The 19,239-nt window shown below is 46.1% G+C and carries 17 protein-coding genes, 3 tRNA genes and 1 pseudogene; 7 read left to right on the forward strand and 14 right to left on the reverse strand.

Going from position 1 to position 19,239, the window contains the following annotated elements; translation table 11 throughout:
* Window positions 1–106: 106 nt before the first annotated feature.
* The 9 genes from trpA to rhaD form a co-directional block, all read right to left on the reverse strand.
* Window positions 107–886, reverse strand: a complete 780-nt coding sequence (gene trpA / locus OCV70_RS02985) for a tryptophan synthase subunit alpha (protein WP_021924811.1) — start codon at window positions 884–886, stop codon at window positions 107–109.
* Window positions 879–2,063, reverse strand: coding sequence for a tryptophan synthase subunit beta (trpB, locus tag OCV70_RS02990; RefSeq protein ID WP_021924810.1), 1,185 nt, complete (start codon window positions 2,061–2,063; stop codon window positions 879–881). The genes trpA and trpB overlap by 8 nt, the downstream gene beginning before the upstream one ends.
* A 24-nt stretch (window positions 2,064–2,087) precedes the next feature.
* Window positions 2,088–2,735: a phosphoribosylanthranilate isomerase gene (locus tag OCV70_RS02995; protein ID WP_021924809.1), complete on the reverse strand. Its 648-nt coding sequence runs from the start codon at window positions 2,733–2,735 to the stop codon at window positions 2,088–2,090.
* A gap of 23 nt (window positions 2,736–2,758) precedes the next feature.
* Window positions 2,759–3,556, reverse strand: a complete 798-nt coding sequence (gene trpC, locus OCV70_RS03000; protein WP_021924808.1) for an indole-3-glycerol phosphate synthase TrpC — start codon at window positions 3,554–3,556, stop codon at window positions 2,759–2,761.
* Between the two features lie 59 nt (window positions 3,557–3,615).
* On the reverse strand, window positions 3,616–4,629 hold the full coding sequence (gene trpD / locus OCV70_RS03005) for an anthranilate phosphoribosyltransferase (protein WP_262579186.1): 1,014 nt from the start codon (window positions 4,627–4,629) through the stop codon (window positions 3,616–3,618).
* Window positions 4,626–5,201 (reverse strand): anthranilate synthase component II, encoded by a 576-nt coding sequence (locus tag OCV70_RS03010; RefSeq protein WP_021924806.1) that lies wholly within the window; start codon window positions 5,199–5,201, stop codon window positions 4,626–4,628. Before OCV70_RS03010 ends, trpD begins: the two co-directional genes overlap by 4 nt.
* A complete protein-coding gene (gene trpE, locus OCV70_RS03015; RefSeq protein WP_262579187.1) occupies window positions 5,198–6,709 on the reverse strand; it encodes an anthranilate synthase component I in 1,512 nt (503 codons plus the stop codon). Before trpE ends, OCV70_RS03010 begins: the two co-directional genes overlap by 4 nt.
* 191 nt (window positions 6,710–6,900) lie before the next feature.
* Window positions 6,901–7,056 carry a hypothetical protein gene (locus tag OCV70_RS03020; RefSeq protein ID WP_021924804.1) on the reverse strand — a complete coding sequence of 52 codons (156 nt, stop codon included), beginning with the start codon at window positions 7,054–7,056 and terminating at the stop codon, window positions 6,901–6,903.
* A gap of 165 nt (window positions 7,057–7,221) precedes the next feature.
* Window positions 7,222–8,055: a rhamnulose-1-phosphate aldolase gene (gene rhaD, locus OCV70_RS03025; protein WP_262579188.1), complete on the reverse strand. Its 834-nt coding sequence runs from the start codon at window positions 8,053–8,055 to the stop codon at window positions 7,222–7,224.
* Between the two features lie 337 nt (window positions 8,056–8,392).
* On the opposite strand from rhaD, the gene OCV70_RS03030 reads away from it, so the two are divergent.
* The 4 genes from OCV70_RS03030 (at window position 8,393) to OCV70_RS03045 (ending at window position 9,506) form a co-directional block, all read left to right on the forward strand.
* Window positions 8,393–8,465 (forward strand) — tRNA-Val (locus OCV70_RS03030).
* 18 nt (window positions 8,466–8,483) lie between these two features.
* Window positions 8,484–8,557, forward strand: a tRNA-Met gene (locus OCV70_RS03035).
* Between the two features lie 59 nt (window positions 8,558–8,616).
* Window positions 8,617–8,690: transfer RNA gene (locus tag OCV70_RS03040), tRNA-Met, on the forward strand.
* Between the two features lie 123 nt (window positions 8,691–8,813).
* The gene (locus OCV70_RS03045; RefSeq protein WP_262579189.1) at window positions 8,814–9,506 is read left to right on the forward strand and encodes a hypothetical protein; all 693 of its coding nucleotides are present in this window, start codon (window positions 8,814–8,816) and stop codon (window positions 9,504–9,506) included.
* Window positions 9,507–9,575: 69 nt separating this feature from the next.
* Here OCV70_RS03045 and OCV70_RS03050 read toward each other — a convergent pair whose 3' ends face one another.
* From OCV70_RS03050 to OCV70_RS19575, 3 genes and pseudogenes are all read right to left on the reverse strand, one after another.
* Window positions 9,576–10,688 carry a hypothetical protein gene (locus tag OCV70_RS03050; protein ID WP_262579191.1) on the reverse strand — a complete coding sequence of 371 codons (1,113 nt, stop codon included), beginning with the start codon at window positions 10,686–10,688 and terminating at the stop codon, window positions 9,576–9,578.
* Entirely contained in the window at window positions 10,681–11,190 is a 510-nt protein-coding gene (locus OCV70_RS03055; RefSeq protein WP_021924471.1) for an RNA polymerase sigma factor, read from the reverse strand. The genes OCV70_RS03050 and OCV70_RS03055 overlap by 8 nt, the downstream gene beginning before the upstream one ends.
* A 557-nt stretch (window positions 11,191–11,747) precedes the next feature.
* Window positions 11,748–11,855, reverse strand: a pseudogene (locus tag OCV70_RS19575) (DUF6783 domain-containing protein); the annotation flags it as partial.
* Between OCV70_RS19575 and OCV70_RS19580 the strand changes: the two are divergent.
* Window positions 11,823–11,909, forward strand: a complete 87-nt coding sequence (locus OCV70_RS19580; protein ID WP_317259447.1) for a hypothetical protein — start codon at window positions 11,823–11,825, stop codon at window positions 11,907–11,909. The pseudogene OCV70_RS19575 and the gene OCV70_RS19580 sit on opposite strands and share 33 nt — an antisense overlap.
* Before the next feature lie 246 nt (window positions 11,910–12,155).
* On the opposite strand, the gene OCV70_RS03060 is transcribed toward OCV70_RS19580, so the two are convergent.
* Window positions 12,156–15,953, reverse strand: a complete 3,798-nt coding sequence (locus OCV70_RS03060) for a phosphoribosylformylglycinamidine synthase (protein WP_173767663.1) — start codon at window positions 15,951–15,953, stop codon at window positions 12,156–12,158.
* Window positions 15,954–16,157: 204 nt separating this feature from the next.
* On the opposite strand from OCV70_RS03060, the gene OCV70_RS03065 reads away from it, so the two are divergent.
* Together OCV70_RS03065 and OCV70_RS03070 are read left to right on the forward strand one after the other, a co-directional pair.
* Window positions 16,158–17,054 carry a LysR family transcriptional regulator gene (locus OCV70_RS03065; RefSeq protein WP_117852592.1) on the forward strand — a complete coding sequence of 299 codons (897 nt, stop codon included), beginning with the start codon at window positions 16,158–16,160 and terminating at the stop codon, window positions 17,052–17,054.
* Between the two features lie 164 nt (window positions 17,055–17,218).
* Window positions 17,219–18,307, forward strand: a complete 1,089-nt coding sequence (locus OCV70_RS03070; RefSeq protein WP_262579193.1) for a class II aldolase/adducin family protein — start codon at window positions 17,219–17,221, stop codon at window positions 18,305–18,307.
* Between the two features lie 88 nt (window positions 18,308–18,395).
* Here OCV70_RS03070 and OCV70_RS03075 read toward each other — a convergent pair whose 3' ends face one another.
* Window positions 18,396–19,226: an Mrp/NBP35 family ATP-binding protein gene (locus OCV70_RS03075; protein ID WP_288217400.1), complete on the reverse strand. Its 831-nt coding sequence runs from the start codon at window positions 19,224–19,226 to the stop codon at window positions 18,396–18,398.
* Between the last annotated feature and the right edge of the window lie 13 nt (window positions 19,227–19,239).

Consider the following 19,239-nt stretch of genomic DNA (forward strand, 5'->3'; position numbering starts at 1 on the left):
GATACTATAAAAAAAAGAGGGCAAATTGTCAACGCTTTTGCCCTCTTTTATACTCTTTTTAGAATATTGATGCACAAAAAAATTTTTATTTGCACTTCTTATTTTTTTAGGCTTCTCTGACTGCATCCTTCATGGATTTCACATATTCCTTTACATAAGGAACACAGTTTTCTCCGTGGGCTGCGCACAGCTTCACAATAGCAGATCCTACAATAGCACCGTCAGACTGGGCTGCCATCTTCTTTGCCTGCTCCGGGGTGGAAATTCCAAAGCCCACTGCACATGGAATATCTTTGGCTGCTTTTACCAGCTTCACCATAGCGCCGATATCGGTTGTAATCTGGGTTCTGGTTCCGGTTACACCAAGGGAAGATACGCAGTATACAAAGCCGTTTGCCTCTTTTGCAATCTGGGTAATGCGCTCATGGGAGGTTGGAGCGATCAGGGAGATCAGATCCAGACCATACTGTTTGCATACGGTATCGAACTCTTCTTTTTCCTCAAAAGGTACATCTGGAAGGATCAGTCCATCCATTCCCACTTCTGCTGCTTTCTTTATGAAGCGCTCTGTTCCATAGGAAAAAACAACATTGGCATAGGTCATGAACACCATAGGGATGGCTGTTTTCTGACGGATCTTTGCTACCATGTCAAAAACCTTATCTGTGGTTACGCCGCCGCTTAACGCGCGGACATTGGCTTCCTGGATCACAGGACCTTCTGCTGTGGGATCGGAAAATGGAATTCCAAGCTCGATCAGGTCTGCCCCTGCCTCTTCCATTGCGTATACAAGCTGCTCTGTGATTTCCAGTGACGGATCTCCGCAGGTAATAAACGGAATAAATGCTTTTCCTTTTGCAAACGCTTCTGTGATTTTGTTACTCATGGATATCCTCCCCTCTGTATCTTGCAATTGCCACGCAGTCTTTGTCGCCACGGCCGGAAATGGTGATGACAACGCTCTGGTCTTTTCTCATCTTTGGTACGATTTTTCTTGCATAGGCAACTGCATGGGCGCTTTCGATTGCCGGAATGATACCTTCTGTTCTGGAAAGATATTCAAACGCTTCTACCGCTTCTTCGTCAGTTACCGACACATACTGGGCGCGTCCGGTATCATAAAGATGGGCATGCTCCGGTCCGATTCCCGGGTAATCCAGGCCTGCGGAAATAGAGTATACTGGAGCGATCTGGCCGTACTCGTCCTGACAGAAATAGGATTTCATTCCGTGGAAAATGCCAAGCTTGCCTGTGGCGATGGTGGCTGCTGTTTCTGCTGTATTGACGCCTCTTCCTGCTGCCTCGCAGCCGATGAGCTGTACGTCTTTGTCTTCAATGAAATGATAGAATGTTCCGATGGCATTGGAGCCGCCGCCTACGCATGCAAGGACTGCATCCGGGAGCTTGCCTTCTTTTTCCAGCATCTGCTCTTTGATTTCTTTGGAGATAACTGCCTGGAAATCACGGACAATAGTTGGGAAAGGATGGGGGCCCATAACAGAACCAAGTACGTAGTGGGTGTCAGCAATTCGGTTGGTCCACTCGCGCATGGTTTCGGATACGGCATCCTTCAGGGTTGCAGTTCCAGAGGTCACAGGATGGACTTTGGCACCAAGGAGACGCATTTTGTATACGTTTAAGGCCTGACGTTCGGTGTCCTCTTTTCCCATGAAAACTTCACATTCCATTCCCATGAGGGCTGCCGCGGTAGCGGTTGCTACGCCGTGCTGGCCGGCTCCGGTTTCTGCGATCACACGGGTTTTTCCCATCTTTTTGGCAAGGAGAACCTGGCCTAAGACGTTGTTGATTTTGTGGGCGCCTGTGTGGTTTAAGTCTTCTCTTTTGAGGTATACTTTGGCTCCGCCTAAGTCTTCGGTCATGTGGGCTGCGTAGTAGAGGCGGGAAGGACGGCCGGCATATTCATTTAAAAGTTCGGTAAGTTCCCGGTTGAATTCTGGGTCGTCTTTGTAGTGATTGTAGGCTTCTTCTAGTTCAATTACGGCGTTCATCAGGGTTTCGGGAATGTACTGACCGCCGTGAATTCCAAATCTTCCTTTTGACATGGTGTTGTTCCTTTCCTTTATACTTTAGTAATCTGCCTCGCGCTCTTTTTTGTAAGCTTCCAGAGTGTTGATCTGTTTCAGCATTTTAGAGAGCCGGCAGATTTTGGCTGGGTCTTTTTTGCCATCGGTTTCAAGGCTGCTGCTGATGTCTACCGCCCAGGGATGCAGCTTTGCAATGGCAGTTCGAAGGTTTTCGGGGGCGAGGCCGCCTGCCAGGAAAAAGGGACGCTTTACAGGGGGAACCAGATCCCAGTCAAAGGTTTCTCCGGTTCCGCCGGCTCCCTGATCCAGAAGGATATAGTCGGCAGGACTTCGAAGGGCACGCTTTACGTCCTCTGGAGTTTTGATGGAAAATGCCTTGATCACGGGCTTTCCGGTCATGTTCTGGATCTTTTCAATATAGTCTTCGTCCTCGTTTCCGTGAAGCTGTGCTGCCCACAGGGTTCCATCTCTTAGTAATGAGATGGGCAGTTCCGGCGGCGCATCTACGAACACGCCTATCGGAAGGGTCTCTTCATTCAGTCCCTTAACCAGGACTTTCACCTGTTCTGGTGTAACGCTCCGGCGTCTTCCCGGTACCTCTATTACGAATCCTGCGAAGTCTGGCTTTACCTTATTTACTGCTGCAACATCTGCCTCACATGTCAGTCCGCAGATTTTTAATTTTGCCATATTGTTCTATTCCTTTTCACTTTTTAAACAATGTCTTTATTCAGTTCCTCAAGCGCTGCCTTCTTATCCGGGCTTCGCATAAGGTTTTCGCCGATGAGTACGGCGTCCACTCTATTCTGGTACAAAATACGAATATCCTTAGATGTTTTAATTCCGCTTTCTGAGACAAATACTGTATTCTCCGGTGCCATCTTTCGAAGCCGCACGCTGTTTTCCATATCTACGGTAAAATCATGAAGATTCCGGTTATTGACTCCCACGATCTTCGCCTCAAGATTCAGCGCCCTGTCTACTTCCCACTCATCATGGGCTTCCACCAGGGCATCCAGTCCCAGATCCTGCGCCAGTTCTCCAAAAGCTTTCAGCTGTACATTATCCAGAATGGCACAGATCAGAAGCACAGCTGAAGCACCAAAAGCCTTGGCCTGGTAGATCATATACTCATCTACCGTAAAGTCCTTGCGAAGCACCGGAATGTTCACATTCCCTGCAATCTCCTGCAGATACCTGTCAGATCCCTGAAAATAAAAGGGTTCTGTAAGGCAGGAAATTGCGGAAGCACCTGCTGCCTCATACTCTTTTGCAATATTCAGATAAGGAAAATCCGGCGCGATCAGCCCTTTGGAGGGGGACGCCTTTTTCACCTCGCAGATATAAGACATTCCCGGCTTTCTTAAAGCATCCAGAAAACTCTGCTTCTCCATTGCATGCTTCGCCAGTTCCGAATCCAGCTGTGACATCAGGACCCTTGTTGGAACCTTAAATTTCTCTTCTTCAATCCGTCCCCTGGTTCGTGCTGCTATTTCCGTTAAAATACTCATGATATCTCCTACTGCTGTTTTATTTTATCATTTTTGTTATAAAATCTTTCTCTATTATGTTATTCCATATTGCTCATTTCAATAAACTCTTCCAGCTTCTTCAAGGCTGCGCCGCTGTCGATCAGCTCTTCTGCCAGCTTCACTCCGGAAGCAAGATCATCTGCCTTTCCTGCAATATAAAGTGCTGCACCAGCATTCAGGCAGACTGCCTGGCGTTTTGCCCCAGTCTCCTGGCCTTCCAGAATTGCTCTTGTGATTGCGGCGTTTTCCTGTGGGGTTCCTCCCTGAAGTTCTTCTTTTTGGCAGCGCTTATACCCGAACTGCTCTGGAGTCAATACATAGGAAGTAAATTTTCCATCCTTAATTTCGCATACAGAAGTAGGTGCGCTCATAGAGATCTCATCTAAGCTGTCCTGTCCAAATACGACCATTCCTCTTGTCACGCCTAAGTTTGCCATAACCTGTGCCAGCGGCTGTACAAGAGCCTCATCATAAACACCCATCAGCTCCATATTGGCGCCAGCCGGGTTGCTGAGAGGTCCAAGAATATTAAATACGGTGCGGATTCCCAGCTCTTTACGGATCGGTGCTACATACTTCATTGCAATGTGGTAATTCTGGGCAAACAGGAAACAGATCCCGATTTTTTCCAGAAGTTCCTGGCTTTTTTCCGGCGGAATGGTGATCTTTACACCAAGTGCTTCTAACACATCCGCAGCACCGGATTTGGAGGAAGCGGCACGGTTTCCGTGTTTTGCTACCGGTACGCCGCCTGCTGAGATCACCAGGGAAGCAGTTGTGGAAATATTAAAAGAATTGGATCCGTCTCCGCCTGTTCCCACGATTTCCAGCACATCCATGTCATGGAGCAGCTTAATGCAGTGTGCTCTCATGCCTGCTGCGGATGCTGTAATCTCGTCGATGGTCTCACCTTTTAATGCTAATGCAGTCAGATAAGCGGACATCTGAACCGGAGTTGCTTTTCCGCTCATAATCTCATCCATAACCTCTTCTGCTTCCTGATATGTTAAGTCCTGTTTTTTGGATAATTTGATAATGCTTTCTCTGATCATTTTTCTGCTCCTTTCAAGAAATTCTCTATCATCTTTTTTCCGTCCGGGGTCATAACAGATTCCGGATGGAATTGCACGCCGTATACCGGATAATCTTTATGTTCTACTGCCATGATTTCTCCATCCTCTGACTTGGCAGTCACGATCAGTTCCTTTGGAAGGGTTTCTTCCCTTGCCGCAAGGGAGTGATATCTGGCTGCCTGGAACCGTTCTGGCAGTCCATTTAGAAGGACACTGTCACAAGTACGGATCATCTCATCCTGCTTGCCGTGCTTTAATTCCTTTGCGTAAGAGACAACGCCGCCAAATGCTTCGCAGATGCTCTGATGGCCAAGGCACACGCCCAGAATTGGGATTTTGCCTGCAAACTCTTTTATTACAGGAATACAGATTCCTGCATCCTCCGGTCTTCCCGGTCCCGGGGAAAGCACGATGGCTTCCGGTGCCATCTTTTCAATCTCCTCAAGGGAAACCGCATCGTTTCTTACCACCTGCACATCTGGATTTACAGATCCGATCAGCTGATACAGGTTATAGGAAAAGCTGTCGTAATTATCAATTAGTAAAATCATTCCAATCCCTCCTCTGCCTGGCTGATGGCCCTTACCACTGCTCTTGCCTTATTCTGGCACTCTTCAAATTCTTTTTCCGGTACGCTGTCTGCTACGATTCCGGCGCCGGAACGGATACAGATCTCATCCTTCTTTTTATAAACCAGACGAATCGCAATGCACACATCCAGGTTTCCTGTGAAATCCACGTATCCAATGGCTCCGCCGTAAATTCCTCGTTTGCTTTGCTCTAATTCCTGTATGATCTGGCAGGCACGGAACTTTGGCGCTCCTGAAAGGGTTCCTGCCGGTAAAACAGCATCCACTGCATCAATGGCATCTTTTCCTTCTTTGATAACGCCTGTTACGGTAGAACCAAGATGCATCACACAGGAATATCGTTCCACGGTCAGGTATTTTTCCACCTTCACGCTGCCAAGCTTACTGATCTTTCCAATGTCATTTCTTCCAAGATCCACCAGCATATTGTGCTCTGCCAGCTCTTTTTCATCCTGAAGGAGGTCTGCCTCAAGGGCCCTATCCTCTTCTGCATTTTTTCCGCGGGGTCTTGTTCCAGCAAGAGGGAAGGTGCTTAAGTTTCCATATTCCAGCTTCACCAGTGTCTCCGGGGAAGCTCCGGCGATCTCAATATCATCGCTGGAAAAATAGAACATATAGGGGGATGGATTGGTTGCACGCAGCACTCTGTAGGTGTCAAATAAGCTTCCTTCTGCTTTCGCTCTCATAGGATTGGAAAGAACTACCTGGAAGATATCCCCCTCATGGATATAATGCCTGGCTTTTTCCACCATGTCACAGTACTTTTCCTTTGGGAACTGGGGCTTTATTTCGGACTTCAGCTGAATAGGCGGGAAAACCTTCTTTTTTCCTTTTTGGATCAGGCGGGTCATCTCTTCTAACTTGTCAGCTGCTTTTTGGTAGGATTCTTCCAGATTATCGGTCATAACGCCTGTGATCAGAAGCACCTTCTGGCGATAATGGTCAAAAGCAATGACATCGTTGAAAAGCATCAGATCCAGGTCCCGGAAGTCCTGCTGTTCTTCGTCCTTTAAGTTCAGCTTTGGCTCGCTGTATTTAATGTAGTCGTAGGAAAAATATCCTACCAGGCCGCCCGTGAATGCCGGCATATTTTCCATGACCGGGCTTTTGTATTTTTCGATGATCTCACGGATGGCATCGCCTGGATGAGTGACCTGCCGGATTTCCTCCACAGAACTGTCTGTTCCGTTTTCCCCGGCTTCCATTGCTTCTTTTGTTCTGCGGATTCTTAAGGTACCGTCTGTGCAGGTAATTTCCATGGAAGGATCATATCCCAGAAAGGAATATCTGCCCCATACCTCATTCTGGCTGGCACTTTCCAGCAGATAGCAGTGATGACTGGCTTTGTGAAGGATCCGCATCATCTCCACCGGGGTGTAGCTGTCTGCGTACAACTCTTTGCAGACCGGAATTCTTTTGTAGGTTCCTGCTGCTGCCATTTCTCTGATCTCGTCAAATGTTGGATACATCTTTTAACACCTCCGTATATACTAATGTGACAATAGAAAAGACCCGTCCTTGACAGAACTTCTAAGTCTGTCAAGGACGGGTCCCATAATATACTCACCCGCGGTGCCACCTTGATTCACGATCAATCAATCGTGCTCTTAACGGAATACTATCATACTCCTGACAACTGACGTATGTCTTACGTCGCACGCTACTTGGCATCTGATGCAAAACTCTCTTGGCCATTTCTAAGTCTGCCCTGTTCTGCTTCCTGTCCGCCTTTCAATGCGCCCTCAGCGGCCCATTTGATAAACTGCATTACCATCCGGCTCTCAGCCTCCCGGACTCTCTGTGGGTGCACGATCATCTTTATCCCCGCTTCAACGGTTTAGTCTGCTAAATTGAATTTTTATATAAAATAGCACAGAAAAAATTAATTGTCAAGTATTTTTATATCTTTTACAATTTTTTGCAAATAAAAAACCTGTCCAAAGGAGCATTGAAGCTTGCCTCAGACAGGTCTTATATGGATTTACTGCTCTTTTTCGTAAAGGAATTCTTCCGGCAGAGTTACGTGGAAATCTTTTGCTACTGCCCGGAAATCATCTGGTGTGATGGTCTGCAGCTTACGTGGAGCCATGGACATTACCTTTACCAGGATCTCAGCGGACTTCTCTACTGTGTGAAGAAGACCAAAGGTCAGGTCAAAGTCCTCTCCGGAGCAGAACATTCCGTGATGTGCCCAGATGACAACATCATATTTTTTCATCAGCTCTGCAGTCTTTATTGCGATCTCTCTTCCGCCTGGCACCATCCAGCCAACAACGCCTACACCATCTGGGAAAACTACCGGGCACTCTGTCGCAGACTCCCACAGCTCTCTTGTAAATACCTTGTCATCCAGAGGAAGCACAAAGGTAAGCGCAATGGTGTTTGTGGTATGTGCGTGATAAATAACACGATGCTTTCCATTTGTCAGCTTTTTCTTTACTTCGTGGTTCATCAGGTGGGTGGGAAGCTCACTGGTTGGGCGGCCGCCTTCTACAAGGCCCCAGCGGATTCTGTAATTAACGCCCTTGTCGTCCAGCTCGATAATAGCCAGGCATGCTTCCGGGTCTACTGCTATATTTCGGAAATATTTGCCGCTTCCGGTTACCAGGAAAAACTCTCCTGCAAGTCCCGGCACCTCTGTGCCGATTGGCTGCCACTCTCCCGGTGCATTCAGACGGGGGCGGATCATTTCTACTTCCTCATTTTTCAGACGATAGCTTAAGTTTCCGCCGTTTCTCTCGTGCCAGCCCTGCTGGAAACCATCGTCTGCCATTTTAATAAAGCCCTTCATAAATTTGGAATCTAAAATCTTCATACCATCTTCTCCTTTTCTCGTATCGCCAATCTTTCCTTCTTCAGAGCCGGTTTGAAAAAACTCCGGAATCAGAAGGCTGGTCGCAATTATGGTCCCCGGCTTTTTGTTTACAAGCACAGTATAACACTTAACTTGATTTTGAAAAGAACCTAGCTTGCCTTGTTTGCATATTCCCTTTGCAAATAAGGACCCAAAATAAAAGGCTTATTTTGTATTCGAAAAAACTTTCAAAAAAATTTCAACTTTTTTAAAAAAAGCTGTTGACAATTTGCGACAGTTGATAGTATAATAGCAAAGCGAGCTGCGGAAGAGAGATAAATCTTCACAGATTGTATATGGGGTCTTAGCTCAGCTGGGAGAGCATCTGCCTTACAAGCAGAGGGTCATAGGTTCGAGCCCTATAGGCCCCATACTTATGAAATTAATATGGCGAGATAGCTCAGTTGGCTAGAGCACGCGGTTCATACCCGCGGTGTCGAGGGTTCGAATCCCCCTCTCGCTACTTTGCTGATAGTCTTTTATACGCACAGACTTTTCAGCAAATCTTTTTAAACTGAATATGGCGAGATAGCTCAGTTGGCTAGAGCACGCGGTTCATACCCGCGGTGTCGAGGGTTCGAATCCCCCTCTCGCTACTATAGATGTTGCGAATTGCAGCATCTATTTTTTTGCTTTATTATTAGAGCGTGTCTGAAAAAGGCTCTGACTTACAAATTATACCTGTAGTTTATACTTTCAATATATAAAGGAGTATCTGCATGAACATTGATCCATCCATACGTAAACTTCTTGATAATGAAACAACAATCCACGAAGCACAGATTCGTGCTTTGTTCCAGACCCTTGACCGCAAGTTTGGTCTTCGGGGAGCTTCTGTACCCATTCGCTTCGGCTACGATGAAGCTTTACTTGGCTCTTATACACCGGCTTCTGCCCACGAGAAGGAAAGCTTTTATTTTTCCCTGCTGTTCATCGGCTATGCAGTAAAAAAGCCACTCTCTAAAGAAGACCGTCTGGATCTCTACAAACACGAATACGCCCATTATATGCAATACAATATGAAAATCCCTGCACAGTATAACTGGCAGTCCGGCAAGCACGGAAGTGCCTGGAAATACTGCTGTTCACTTGTAGGCGCCGCACCAACCCCTTATTATAAAATCGGAGAAAGCCTGTTAAAGCACGATTATGACAAGGCGCTAAAAAATCCAATTCACGATAAAACAGTTCAGATTCGTGACACTTACCGCCGGGAACAGGCTTACCAGAGTACCAGGCACAGCGAAATCAAATTTCAGGTCAATGATGTGGTAGCACATCCGAAATTTGGCGAAGGCATTGTGGAAGAAGTAATTCAGCTTCCAAATTCCGTCAGACTGCACATTCGTTTTCCTGACAATGAAGTAAGAAAAATTGATCAGAAGTGGCTGCTGCGATCAAAGCATAAATAGGACTGGCCACCTGTCAGCCAGTCCCTTTTTCCTTCTCAAGCACACTCTAATCCACTATCTCACTGCTTTTCAAGACATCTGCAGCATAACCGGCTCATAGGCAATGGAATTTTCGTAATCATATGCCCGGATGCCAATTTCATCCGGCAGATCTGTTTTCTCATACATAATCTTCCATACACCCTCTTTTGTGTTTTGTGTAGTTTCAGCACTACCACCAACACTGGTCATATTCCAGAGGTTTCCATTTGCGTCTGTCACATCCAGTGCGATATTGGAAGCATCCCCCAGCACCATATAATGAATAGCTGCATATTCTCCAATTTCGGATTCTTCCACTTCCACAGACAGGATTTTCATCTTTCCATCAGCCGTAATAATGCCGTCTTCTGCATTTTTCGGCACATAAGTAACCGTTCTTCCCTGGCTCTTATCTTCCAGCTGGAAAGTAATGTTTGTCCGCATCACATCATCCACGCTTTTGGCATCCGGGAGCACAGCTACTCCCACACAGGAAACCGTAAGATTGCTGCTCTGGTTCCCTTTTACTGCGGAAGAATAGATCATCAGAACATCGTCCTCCCGGGAGCAAAAATCACCGGATGCACTGCTGATTCCAAGTTCCTCCCCGAATTCAAAGTGCGCGTTCACCCTTACCACTGTAAGCCCTTTTTCTCCCGCATATTCTTCTATAGTTTGATCACTGTCAATTCCAAGATTGCTTACAGGATCGTCGTAACTGGAATCCTCTCCTACAAGGAAATATTTTCCACGCTCCTTTGCAGCTGCTTCTACCACGATCTGGACACTGTTCTTATCACACAAAGCTTCTTTGACTGTAAAGGTAAGAATGGACTCCCCATCCTCTTGCTGTACCGGTTCATTTTCAATCAGGGCCTGGGCTTCCTTGGACAGCTTGGCACCTCCATTGCTAAAGAAACTGGAAATCCCTATATATTTCTCAGCTGCAAAAACGGTGGCCCCAAATGCCATCACAGCTGCAAAGGAAAGGATCAGGCTGCGCTTCCAGTTTTTCCTGTTGGTTCGTCCCCCTGTGCTTCTTGTTTCTTTCTTTTTATCTTCTGTCCTTTCCAGCGTGTCCAATGTCTCATCAATTCTATCCAGTACACATTTTGGTACAGTTGTCTCTTCTGAAAAAATATCAAACAGTTTATCATCCATGAATGTACCCTCCTTCATACTCTGCGCGAAGCTGCTTTCTTGCACGTGAAAGTCTTGTCAGCACTGTATTCTGACTGATTCCCAGAAGTGCTGCAATCTCCTTTACACTAAGTGCCTTGCTGTAATACAAAAGAATCACTGTCTTGTATTTTTCGTCCAGTGACGCCAGGATTTCCTTCCACTCGCAGTCCAGATACCCTGGTTCCTCAAAGGTTCCCTCTTCCATCTCTACAGCAGGAAATACCCGTCCTTTGTGTCGCAGCATTTCATTGCAGTTATTAATAAGAATCCGGATCATCCAGGTTTTGAAATAGGAATCCTTTTTCAAAGTGGAAAGCTTTTCATAGCAATTTAAAATGGTTTCCGAAATGGCATCTGCCACATCCTCATCATTTTTCAGATAGGCCCAGGCGACCTTGTACATGCTCTGGGTGTTCATCCTGATGAGTTGGGAAAACGCATTCGAATCTCCGGATTTTGCCTTTTTCACCAAATTTTCCATAAGGTTCTTTCGCTCCTTTTTTTGTGTTCTGCAGTACACGAAATTTATTGCTTTTTCCTTTTACATACATTAGATGGAAAAGGGTGGGGGAATATTTCATGGAATTAAATTTTTCGCTAAAGGGGGACTTAGTGAAGCAGTTGTTACCAGGACGTGAGTTCGCAATGTATATTCATCGCAGGTCGTCGCAACACTCCGCCGAGCTAATGTCTAACTGCGACTAAGCCGCTCGGGAGAGCCCTCTCGGCTAAGTCTACGTAAGACATGGATCTCGTCTCCGTTAAGAGCGCTCCTGAAATGACCTGCTCACGAATATACATTGCGAACTCACTGGTTACTGGTAAGGCGAATGTGCTAAAACGATACTTCTTCACTGGCGTTGGGAGGGACTCCTGGCCGATAGACGTACTCTGAAATTCTGCTGTTTCCAAGTGCAAACCCGATGCTTGTTGACCGGCACTAAGGGAATTCCAGCAATACACAGCCTCTGGACACCTGTTACTCCTAGAGCGTGTTTGAAAAAGGCTTTCTGCAAGATGTGCGTCACAATTTGTGGGAGATTTTGTCCGGATGAGGGTGCCGTAGCGAGCTACGGCAACTGAATTCGGGCAAAATATACCGCAAAGTGGGGCGTGCAGATCGCAGGAACAGCTTTCAATAGCCAGCGTTCCCCCAGGTGTGCCGGGACAGACGGTTGGCGAATTTCGGGAATTTGGTGAGTAAGCGACAGGTGGGGATGCACTGTTTGAGCCCGATAGGGCGAGTTTGCTTCCCCACCTGTCAATAGGCGACGGAGCCAAATCCCGAAATTCGTCATTGGCTGCCCCGGCACACCTGGGGGAACGCGTCCGCCTTGATTCACTAAATTCCCCAATCGAATTGAAAGGAGCCGGCACCTGTAATCTACATTACAGCTGCCAGCTCCTTTTCCCTATAACTTATTCATCTTAGAGCGTGTTTGCACATTATTTAAAGTACTCAACACCGGACTCAAAGATCTGAATATCCTGCTGTCCGTAAATATTGATAGCAACACCATTGTCACGACGCTCACTGTGAGCCATCTTACCAAGAACACGTCCATCCGGGCTTGTAATACCCTCGATGTTGTAGGTAGAACCATTGATATTGGACTCTTCAGACTGATCCAGATCTCCATTTGGATTTACATACTGTGTAGCCACCTGACCATTTGCAAGAAGCTTTGCAAGCCACTCATCATTTGCTACAAAACGTCCCTCACCGTGAGAAGCCGGGTTGCAGTATACACCGCCAAGAGCAGCTTTCTGCAGCCATGGTGATTTGTTGCTTACTACCTTGGTGTAAACCATCTTGGAAATATGGCGTCCGATGGTGTTGTAGGTCAGTGTCGGAGAATCCTCCTTCTGTCCGCAGATCTCACCGTACGGAACAAGTCCCAGCTTGATCAGTGCCTGGAATCCGTTACAGATACCAAGTGCAAGACCGTCTCTCTCATTTAACAGCTTCATAACCGCCTCTTTGATCTTTGCATTCTGGAAAGCGGTTGCAAAGAACTTAGCGGATCCATCCGGCTCATCACCGGCAGAGAAGCCGCCTGGGAACATGATCATCTGTGCCTGGTCAATAGACTTCTCAAAGATCTCCACAGAATCGCGGATATCTTCTGCACTTAAATTCTTAAATACCTTAACATCAACCTCAGCGCCTGCTCTCTCAAAAGCACGGGTGCTGTCGTATTCGCAGTTGGTTCCCGGGAATACCGGAATGAATACACGAGGTTTTGCTACTTTATGCTTGCATACGTAGATCTTCTTTGTATTGTAAACACCGTTCTCATAGGTTGCTTCTTCCTCTTCCGGTTTCACCCAAATTGCTTTCGGGCCATCGTTTGTCTCTCCTGAAACAGTCTTAAATACTTTCTCCAGAGTGCCTGTCCATGCATTGTATGCCTCTGCCAAAGTAATCTCCACATTTCCATAGGAGAATTTACCATCAGCTGTTACCTCACCGATTACAGTGTAAGTAATGGAAAGCTCTCCAACCTTTTCAGCCGGAACCTCCAGAACCAGATCACCGAAACCAGGAGCAAAGAAATCTCTCGGATCCAGATTATGCTCGATCTTTACACCCATTGCATTACCGAATGCCATTTTGCCAACAGCTGCTGCAATACCATGACGGTCAAGTGCATAAGCAGAAACAACCTTTCCTGCCTGTATGTCATTATGAAGCTTTTCATACTGATCCATAATACCTGCATAATCCGGTAAATCGTACTGATCCTTTGGTGCACGAAGCCATACCAGTTTGTTACCGGCTTTCTTCAGTTCAGGTGTAATCACATCCTGAAGCTTGGCAACATCCACTGCAAAGGAAACCAGTGTCGGCGGAACATCAATATCATTGAAGGTTCCGGACATACTGTCCTTGCCTCCGATAGATGGAAGGCCAAAGCCCATCTGCGCTGCATAAGCACCAAGAAGTGCTGCAAAAGGCTGGCTCCATCTCTTTGGATCTTCTGTCATACGACGGAAATATTCCTGGAAGGTAAAACGGATTTTCTTATAATCGCCGCCTGCTGCCACAATTCTTGCAACAGATTCCGTCACTGCATAGGCAGCTCCATGGTATGGGCTCCAGGAGGATAAATATGGATCAAAACCATAGCTCATCATGGTTACAGTATTTGTAGTTCCGTTCTGTACAGGTACCTTGGCAACCATTGCCTGAGTCTCTGTAAGCTGGTTTTTACCGCCATAAGGCATAAGCACGCTTCCTGCACCAATAGAACTGTCGAACATCTCTACAAGGCCTTTCTGGGAGCATACATTCAGGTCTGCAAGTGTGGAAAGCCATTTTTCCTTCACATCTGCTACGTCCGGACGCTCCTCAAAAAGGTTGCCCTCTTTATTGGGAATCTCCACCTCTACGGTTGTCTCCTGATGGGCACCGTTGGTGTCAAGGAATGCACGGGAAATATTGACAACTTCTTTTCCTCTCCAGGAAAGTACCAGTCTTGGCTCTTTGGTTACCACTGCAACCGGAACCGCCTCTAAGTTCTCTTCATTTGCAAAGCCAAGGAATTTGTCTACATCCTCTGGTGCAACCACAACAGCCATACGCTCCTGGGATTCGGAAATAGCGATCTCAGTGCCGTCAAGGCCTGCGTATTTCTTCGGAACCTTATCAAGGTCGATCTGAAGTCCGGGTGCCAGCTCTCCGATTGCTACGGATACACCGCCTGCACCAAAGTCATTACATTTCTTAATGATATGGCTAACTTCCTCACGACGGAACATACGCTGGATCTTACGTTCTGTAGGTGCGTTTCCTTTCTGTACCTCAGCACCGCAGACTTCAATAGAAGCCTCTGTATGTACCTTGGAGGAACCGGTAGCACCACCGATACCGTCACGTCCTGTACGTCCGCCAAGGAGGATGATAATATCTCCCGGATCAGAGTTCTCACGGATAACTGCGCGTCTTGGAGCAGCACCCATAACAGCACCGATTTCCATACGTTTCGCAACGTAGTTCGGATGATAGATTTCTTTTACATAGCCTGTAGCAAGACCGATCTGGTTACCATAGGAGCTGTATCCATGAGCAGCACCGCGAACCAGCTTCTTCTGAGGCAGCTTGCCCTTGAGCGTTTCTTTCACGGAAACAGTAGGATCTGCTGCTCCGGTTACACGCATTGCCTGATATACATAGGTACGTCCTGAAAGCGGATCTCGGATAGCACCGCCAAGACAGGTAGCTGCACCACCAAACGGCTCAATTTCAGTAGGATGGTTATGTGTCTCATTCTTAAAGTTGATCAGCCATTCCTCTTCTTCTCCATTTACATCAACAGGAACTACAATACTGCAGGCGTTGATCTCATCGGACTCTTCCTGATCCTGAAGCTTGCCTTCGGATTTCAGCTTTTTCATGGCCATAAGGGCAAGGTCCATCAGGCACACGAATTTATCGTCCCGTCCTTTATAAAGGACTTCTCTGTCAGCAAGATATTTGTGATAAGTATCCACGATAGGAGCTTTGTAATCGCCCTCGTCAAATTTTACATCTGTAAGTTCTGTAGAGAAAGTGGTGTGACGGCAGTGGTCGGACCAGTAGGTATCCAGCACACGGATCTCTGTCATGGACGGATCACGCTTCTCCTCGTTTTTGAAATAGTTCTGAATGTGAAGGAAATCCTTGAAGGTCATTGCAAGGTTTAGGGAACTGTAAAGCTCTTTTAAAGGAGCCTCCTCCATATCGCGGAAGCCGTCGAAGATCTTCACATCTTCCGGATCCTTGAACTCTGCAACCAGTGTCTCCGGCTTCTCAAGTCCGGTCTCACGGGAATCTACCGGGTTGATGCAGTGGCTCTTGATTGCCTCAAACTCTTCCTCTGTAATGTCACCCTCGATCACGTAGGTGGTAGCAGAGCGGATGATCGGCTGTGCGTTCTCGTCTAAGAACTGGACGCACTGTACCGCAGAATCTGCTCTCTGGTCGAACTGTCCCGGAAGGAACTCTACAGAAAAAATACGGGTGCCGTCTGCTGCCTCAAATTTCTCCAGGTAAAGATCATCTACCGGAGGCTCAGCAAATACTGTATGGCATGCTTTTTCAAATACATCATCGGAAATATTCTCAACATCATAGCGGATCAGTTCCCGCACATTTGTTACAGTCTTAATGCCCAGATAAGAACTGATCTCATGCTTTAGTTCTTTGGCTTTTACGGCAAAGGATGGTTTCTTTTCTACGTATACTCGTCTTACGTTACTCATTGGAAAACTCCTTTCGTGAATATAAAATATCATCAGGTGCCAGAGCCCGTAAAAAATCCGCTCTTGCACATCGTCACTTATTATAGTATCATAGCTTTTATCATAAGTAAAATTAATATATCTTATATTATTTATTAATTTAACTTATTATTTTTCAGTTTGCAAGGTGTACAATACTCTTTAATGGATTCGGAGATTTCATACATGGATGTCAATCTTGAATTATATAAGTGCTTTTACTACGTAGCCACTACATTAAGCTTTTCTGAGGCCTCCCGCCAGCTTTTTATTTCCCAGTCTGCAGTAAGCCAGGGAATCAAGGCTCTGGAAAAAAAACTGGGGCGGGAACTGTTTTACCGAAGTACCAAAAAAGTATCTCTTACTCCGGAAGGCGAAATACTTTTCCAGCACGTAAAGCCGGCTTTGGAAATGATTTCCCAGGGAGAAGCGCAGCTGCTTGCAGAAGATGAGCTTCAGGGACAGCTGAGGATCGGGGCAAGCGATACCATCTGCCGTTATTTTCTGATTGATTACCTGAAACGCTTTCATCAGGATTATCCCGGTGTGCGGATCAAGGTCACAAACAGCACCTCCATCGGCTGCGTGGAGCTTCTGGAAAATCGCCAGGTAGATCTGATTGTATGTAACTTACCTAACTCACGGCTTATCCAGCATATGAAGGTTCAGGTGGTAAAGGAATTTCAGGATATTTTTGTCGCCAATCCGGACTTTTTCCCCCTTGAAGGGAAGGCTCTTGAGCTAAAAAAGCTGATGGAATATCCTCTTCTCACACTTTCATCCAAAAGCACAACAAGCGAATATCTTCATCAGTTTTTCGCAGCACACAAACAGAACCTGATTTCAGAGGTTGAGCTTAACAGCAATGATCTGCTTATTGATCTGGCCCGCATTGGTCTGGGAATCGCCTGTGTTCCCGATTATATGCTGGCTTCTTTACATGGACAGGAGGCTTCCCTGATGCAGGTTACCTTAAAGCAACAGCTGCCGCCCAGACAATTGGCACTGGTATATCACGAAAACCTGCCTTTATCGCAGGCTGCACAGAAGTTTTTCGACTATTTTTCTGCAAAAATGCAATAAATACCGTTTTTTAGCATATTTCGATAGCTAAATACTGCTATATCATGTACAATATAAATATAGTCAGGCAGATGTTCACAATCTGCTTTGCTACTTGCATATAACCAGATAACAGCTTTGCAGTTTTGGTTAAATTATTGCAACAATATGGAGGTATTTAACTTATGGATCTTTCAACTTTAGTAAAAATGTCAAACACTTACGGCAGCAATCCCGCTTATGTTCTTGCAGGAGGCGGAAATACTTCTGTAAAGAATGACACCACCCTTTATGTAAAGGGCTCCGGTACACAGCTTGCCACAATCAAGGCAGAAGAATTTGTGGAAATGAGCCGTGCACGTCTCAATGAAATCATGAAAACAGAATATCCGGGAAATGACACAGAGCGTGAAGCTGCATATCTTGCAGATGTAATGGCTGCAGTAACAGATGCGGATAAAACAAAGCGTCCAAGTGTAGAGGCCTTGCTTCACAATTTATTTGCCTACACCTATGTGCTGCATGTTCATCCTACACTTGTAAATGGTCTGACATGTGGTAAAGGCGCAAGTACACTTTCCAGGCAGCTTCTTGGAAACGAGGTTCTCTGGATCGACATCTGCAAACCGGGATACACACTTGCACGTATTTGCTATGAGAAGATGAACGCTTACAAAGAAGAATTCGGAAAAGACGTTCAGGTTCTTCTGCTTCAGAATCATGGTATTTTTGTTGCCGCCAATACAGTAGAAGAGATTGGCGTTTTATTTGACAGCGTGATCTCCAGGCTTGAAAAGCAGGTAAAAAGAACAGCCGACGTAACCGATGCTGTTACACCGGAAAAAGAAGCTGCTGCACAGAAGCTTTCCCAGTTACTTGGACATGCGGTGGAGGTTGTTCCGGCTGCTGAAGCTGATAACTTCGTAAAAAATAAGGAGACTGCTGCACCGCTTCTGAAGCCTTTCACTCCTGATCACATTGTATATTGTGGCCCGTATCCTTTATTTGTTGAGAACATAGATCAGGCGAAGGAAGCACTGGATGCGTTCATGACCAAAAACGATAAGGAACCAAGATTAATTCTGGTTCAGGATGTCGGTGCGTTTATTATGGAGGATGATAAAGGCAAAGCTGCCAAGGCTCAGCTTCTGGCTAAAGATGCTATCAAGCTTGCTGTATATGCCCAAAGCTTTGGCGGTCCTCTGCAGATGACAGATGATATTACATATTTCATCACACATTGGGAGGCAGAGGCTTACCGCAGTAAGAAATAAATAAAAGAAAAAGATTCTGGTAAAAACAGGAGATTACGTCTTGTTTCTACACAGAATCTTTTTTATTTGCTATAGCTTTCGCATTTCTTTACTGAGGCATAACAGCCTCTGCTGCCTCGATGTACGGGTTATCAATCTCATCGAATGCGCCTTCATCTACCTTGGCTGCATAGGCCGGGTCAATTGGCATCTTGCCAAGTACCGGAACATTTAAGGATGCTGCAATCTCATCAATGTGGCTCTCACCAAATACCTTCAGTTCCTTACCGCAATCCGGACATTTCACATAGCTGTAGTTCTCCACAAGTCCTAAAACCGGCACATTCATCATTCCAGCCATATTGTATGCCTTCTTCACGATCATGCTTACCAGATCCTGAGGAGAGGTTACAATCACGATTCCCTCAATCGGAAGGGACTGGAATACAGTCAGCGGAACATCGCCAGTTCCCGGAGGCATGTCCACAAAGAGATAATCTACATCACCCCAGATTACATCTGTCCAAAACTGCTTTACCATATTTCCAAGAATAGGTCCTCTCCAGATAACCGGTGTATCCTCAGTTGGAAGAAGCAGGTTAATAGACATTACCTTGATTCCGTTTTTGGTCTCCATTGGGAAAATGCCACTGTCATTTGCCTGGGCAGCACCCTTCAGTCCGTACATTTTCGGAATAGACGGTCCTGTAATATCAGCATCCAGGATACCTACCTTGCAGCCTTTCTTTGCCATCTGGTTTGCCAGAGAAGCTGTAACAAAGGATTTGCCAACACCACCTTTACCGCTTACAATGCCGATCACATGCTTAACATTGGAGGATGCATTCATAGCAGCCTGCATGCTCTGTGGATTTTTCTTGCTGCTGCAGCCTTCACAGCTTGTTTTGTCACAAGTCTTGCTGTCACATTCTTTTGCCATTTCTATATCTCCT

Source organism: Blautia acetigignens, assembly GCF_025566865.1.
GTDB classification, from domain to species: domain Bacteria; phylum Bacillota; class Clostridia; order Lachnospirales; family Lachnospiraceae; genus Blautia_A; species Blautia_A acetigignens.

What these genes read in the sequence shown, in the direction of transcription:
- OCV70_RS03075 (WP_288217400.1), bottom strand. Translation starts at nt 19,226, where the DNA reads ATGGCAAAAGAATGTGACAGCAAGACTTGTGACAAAACAAGCTGTGAA.
- trpA (WP_021924811.1), bottom strand. Translation starts at nt 886, where the DNA reads ATGAGTAACAAAATCACAGAAGCGTTTGCAAAAGGAAAAGCATTTATT.
- OCV70_RS02995 (WP_021924809.1), bottom strand. Translation starts at nt 2,735, where the DNA reads ATGGCAAAATTAAAAATCTGCGGACTGACATGTGAGGCAGATGTTGCA.
- OCV70_RS03045 (WP_262579189.1), top strand. Translation starts at nt 8,814, where the DNA reads ATGAACATTGATCCATCCATACGTAAACTTCTTGATAATGAAACAACA.
- OCV70_RS03020 (WP_021924804.1), bottom strand. Translation starts at nt 7,056, where the DNA reads ATGATCGTGCACCCACAGAGAGTCCGGGAGGCTGAGAGCCGGATGGTA.
- OCV70_RS03050 (WP_262579191.1), bottom strand. Translation starts at nt 10,688, where the DNA reads ATGGATGATAAACTGTTTGATATTTTTTCAGAAGAGACAACTGTACCA.
- OCV70_RS03060 (WP_173767663.1), bottom strand. Translation starts at nt 15,953, where the DNA reads ATGAGTAACGTAAGACGAGTATACGTAGAAAAGAAACCATCCTTTGCC.
- OCV70_RS03070 (WP_262579193.1), top strand. Translation starts at nt 17,219, where the DNA reads ATGGATCTTTCAACTTTAGTAAAAATGTCAAACACTTACGGCAGCAAT.
- rhaD (WP_262579188.1), bottom strand. Translation starts at nt 8,055, where the DNA reads ATGAAGATTTTAGATTCCAAATTTATGAAGGGCTTTATTAAAATGGCA.
- OCV70_RS03065 (WP_117852592.1), top strand. Translation starts at nt 16,158, where the DNA reads ATGGATGTCAATCTTGAATTATATAAGTGCTTTTACTACGTAGCCACT.
- trpD (WP_262579186.1), bottom strand. Translation starts at nt 4,629, where the DNA reads ATGATCAGAGAAAGCATTATCAAATTATCCAAAAAACAGGACTTAACA.
- trpB (WP_021924810.1), bottom strand. Translation starts at nt 2,063, where the DNA reads ATGTCAAAAGGAAGATTTGGAATTCACGGCGGTCAGTACATTCCCGAA.
- OCV70_RS03055 (WP_021924471.1), bottom strand. Translation starts at nt 11,190, where the DNA reads ATGGAAAATTTGGTGAAAAAGGCAAAATCCGGAGATTCGAATGCGTTT.
- OCV70_RS03010 (WP_021924806.1), bottom strand. Translation starts at nt 5,201, where the DNA reads ATGATTTTACTAATTGATAATTACGACAGCTTTTCCTATAACCTGTAT.
- trpE (WP_262579187.1), bottom strand. Translation starts at nt 6,709, where the DNA reads ATGTATCCAACATTTGACGAGATCAGAGAAATGGCAGCAGCAGGAACC.
- trpC (WP_021924808.1), bottom strand. Translation starts at nt 3,556, where the DNA reads ATGAGTATTTTAACGGAAATAGCAGCACGAACCAGGGGACGGATTGAA.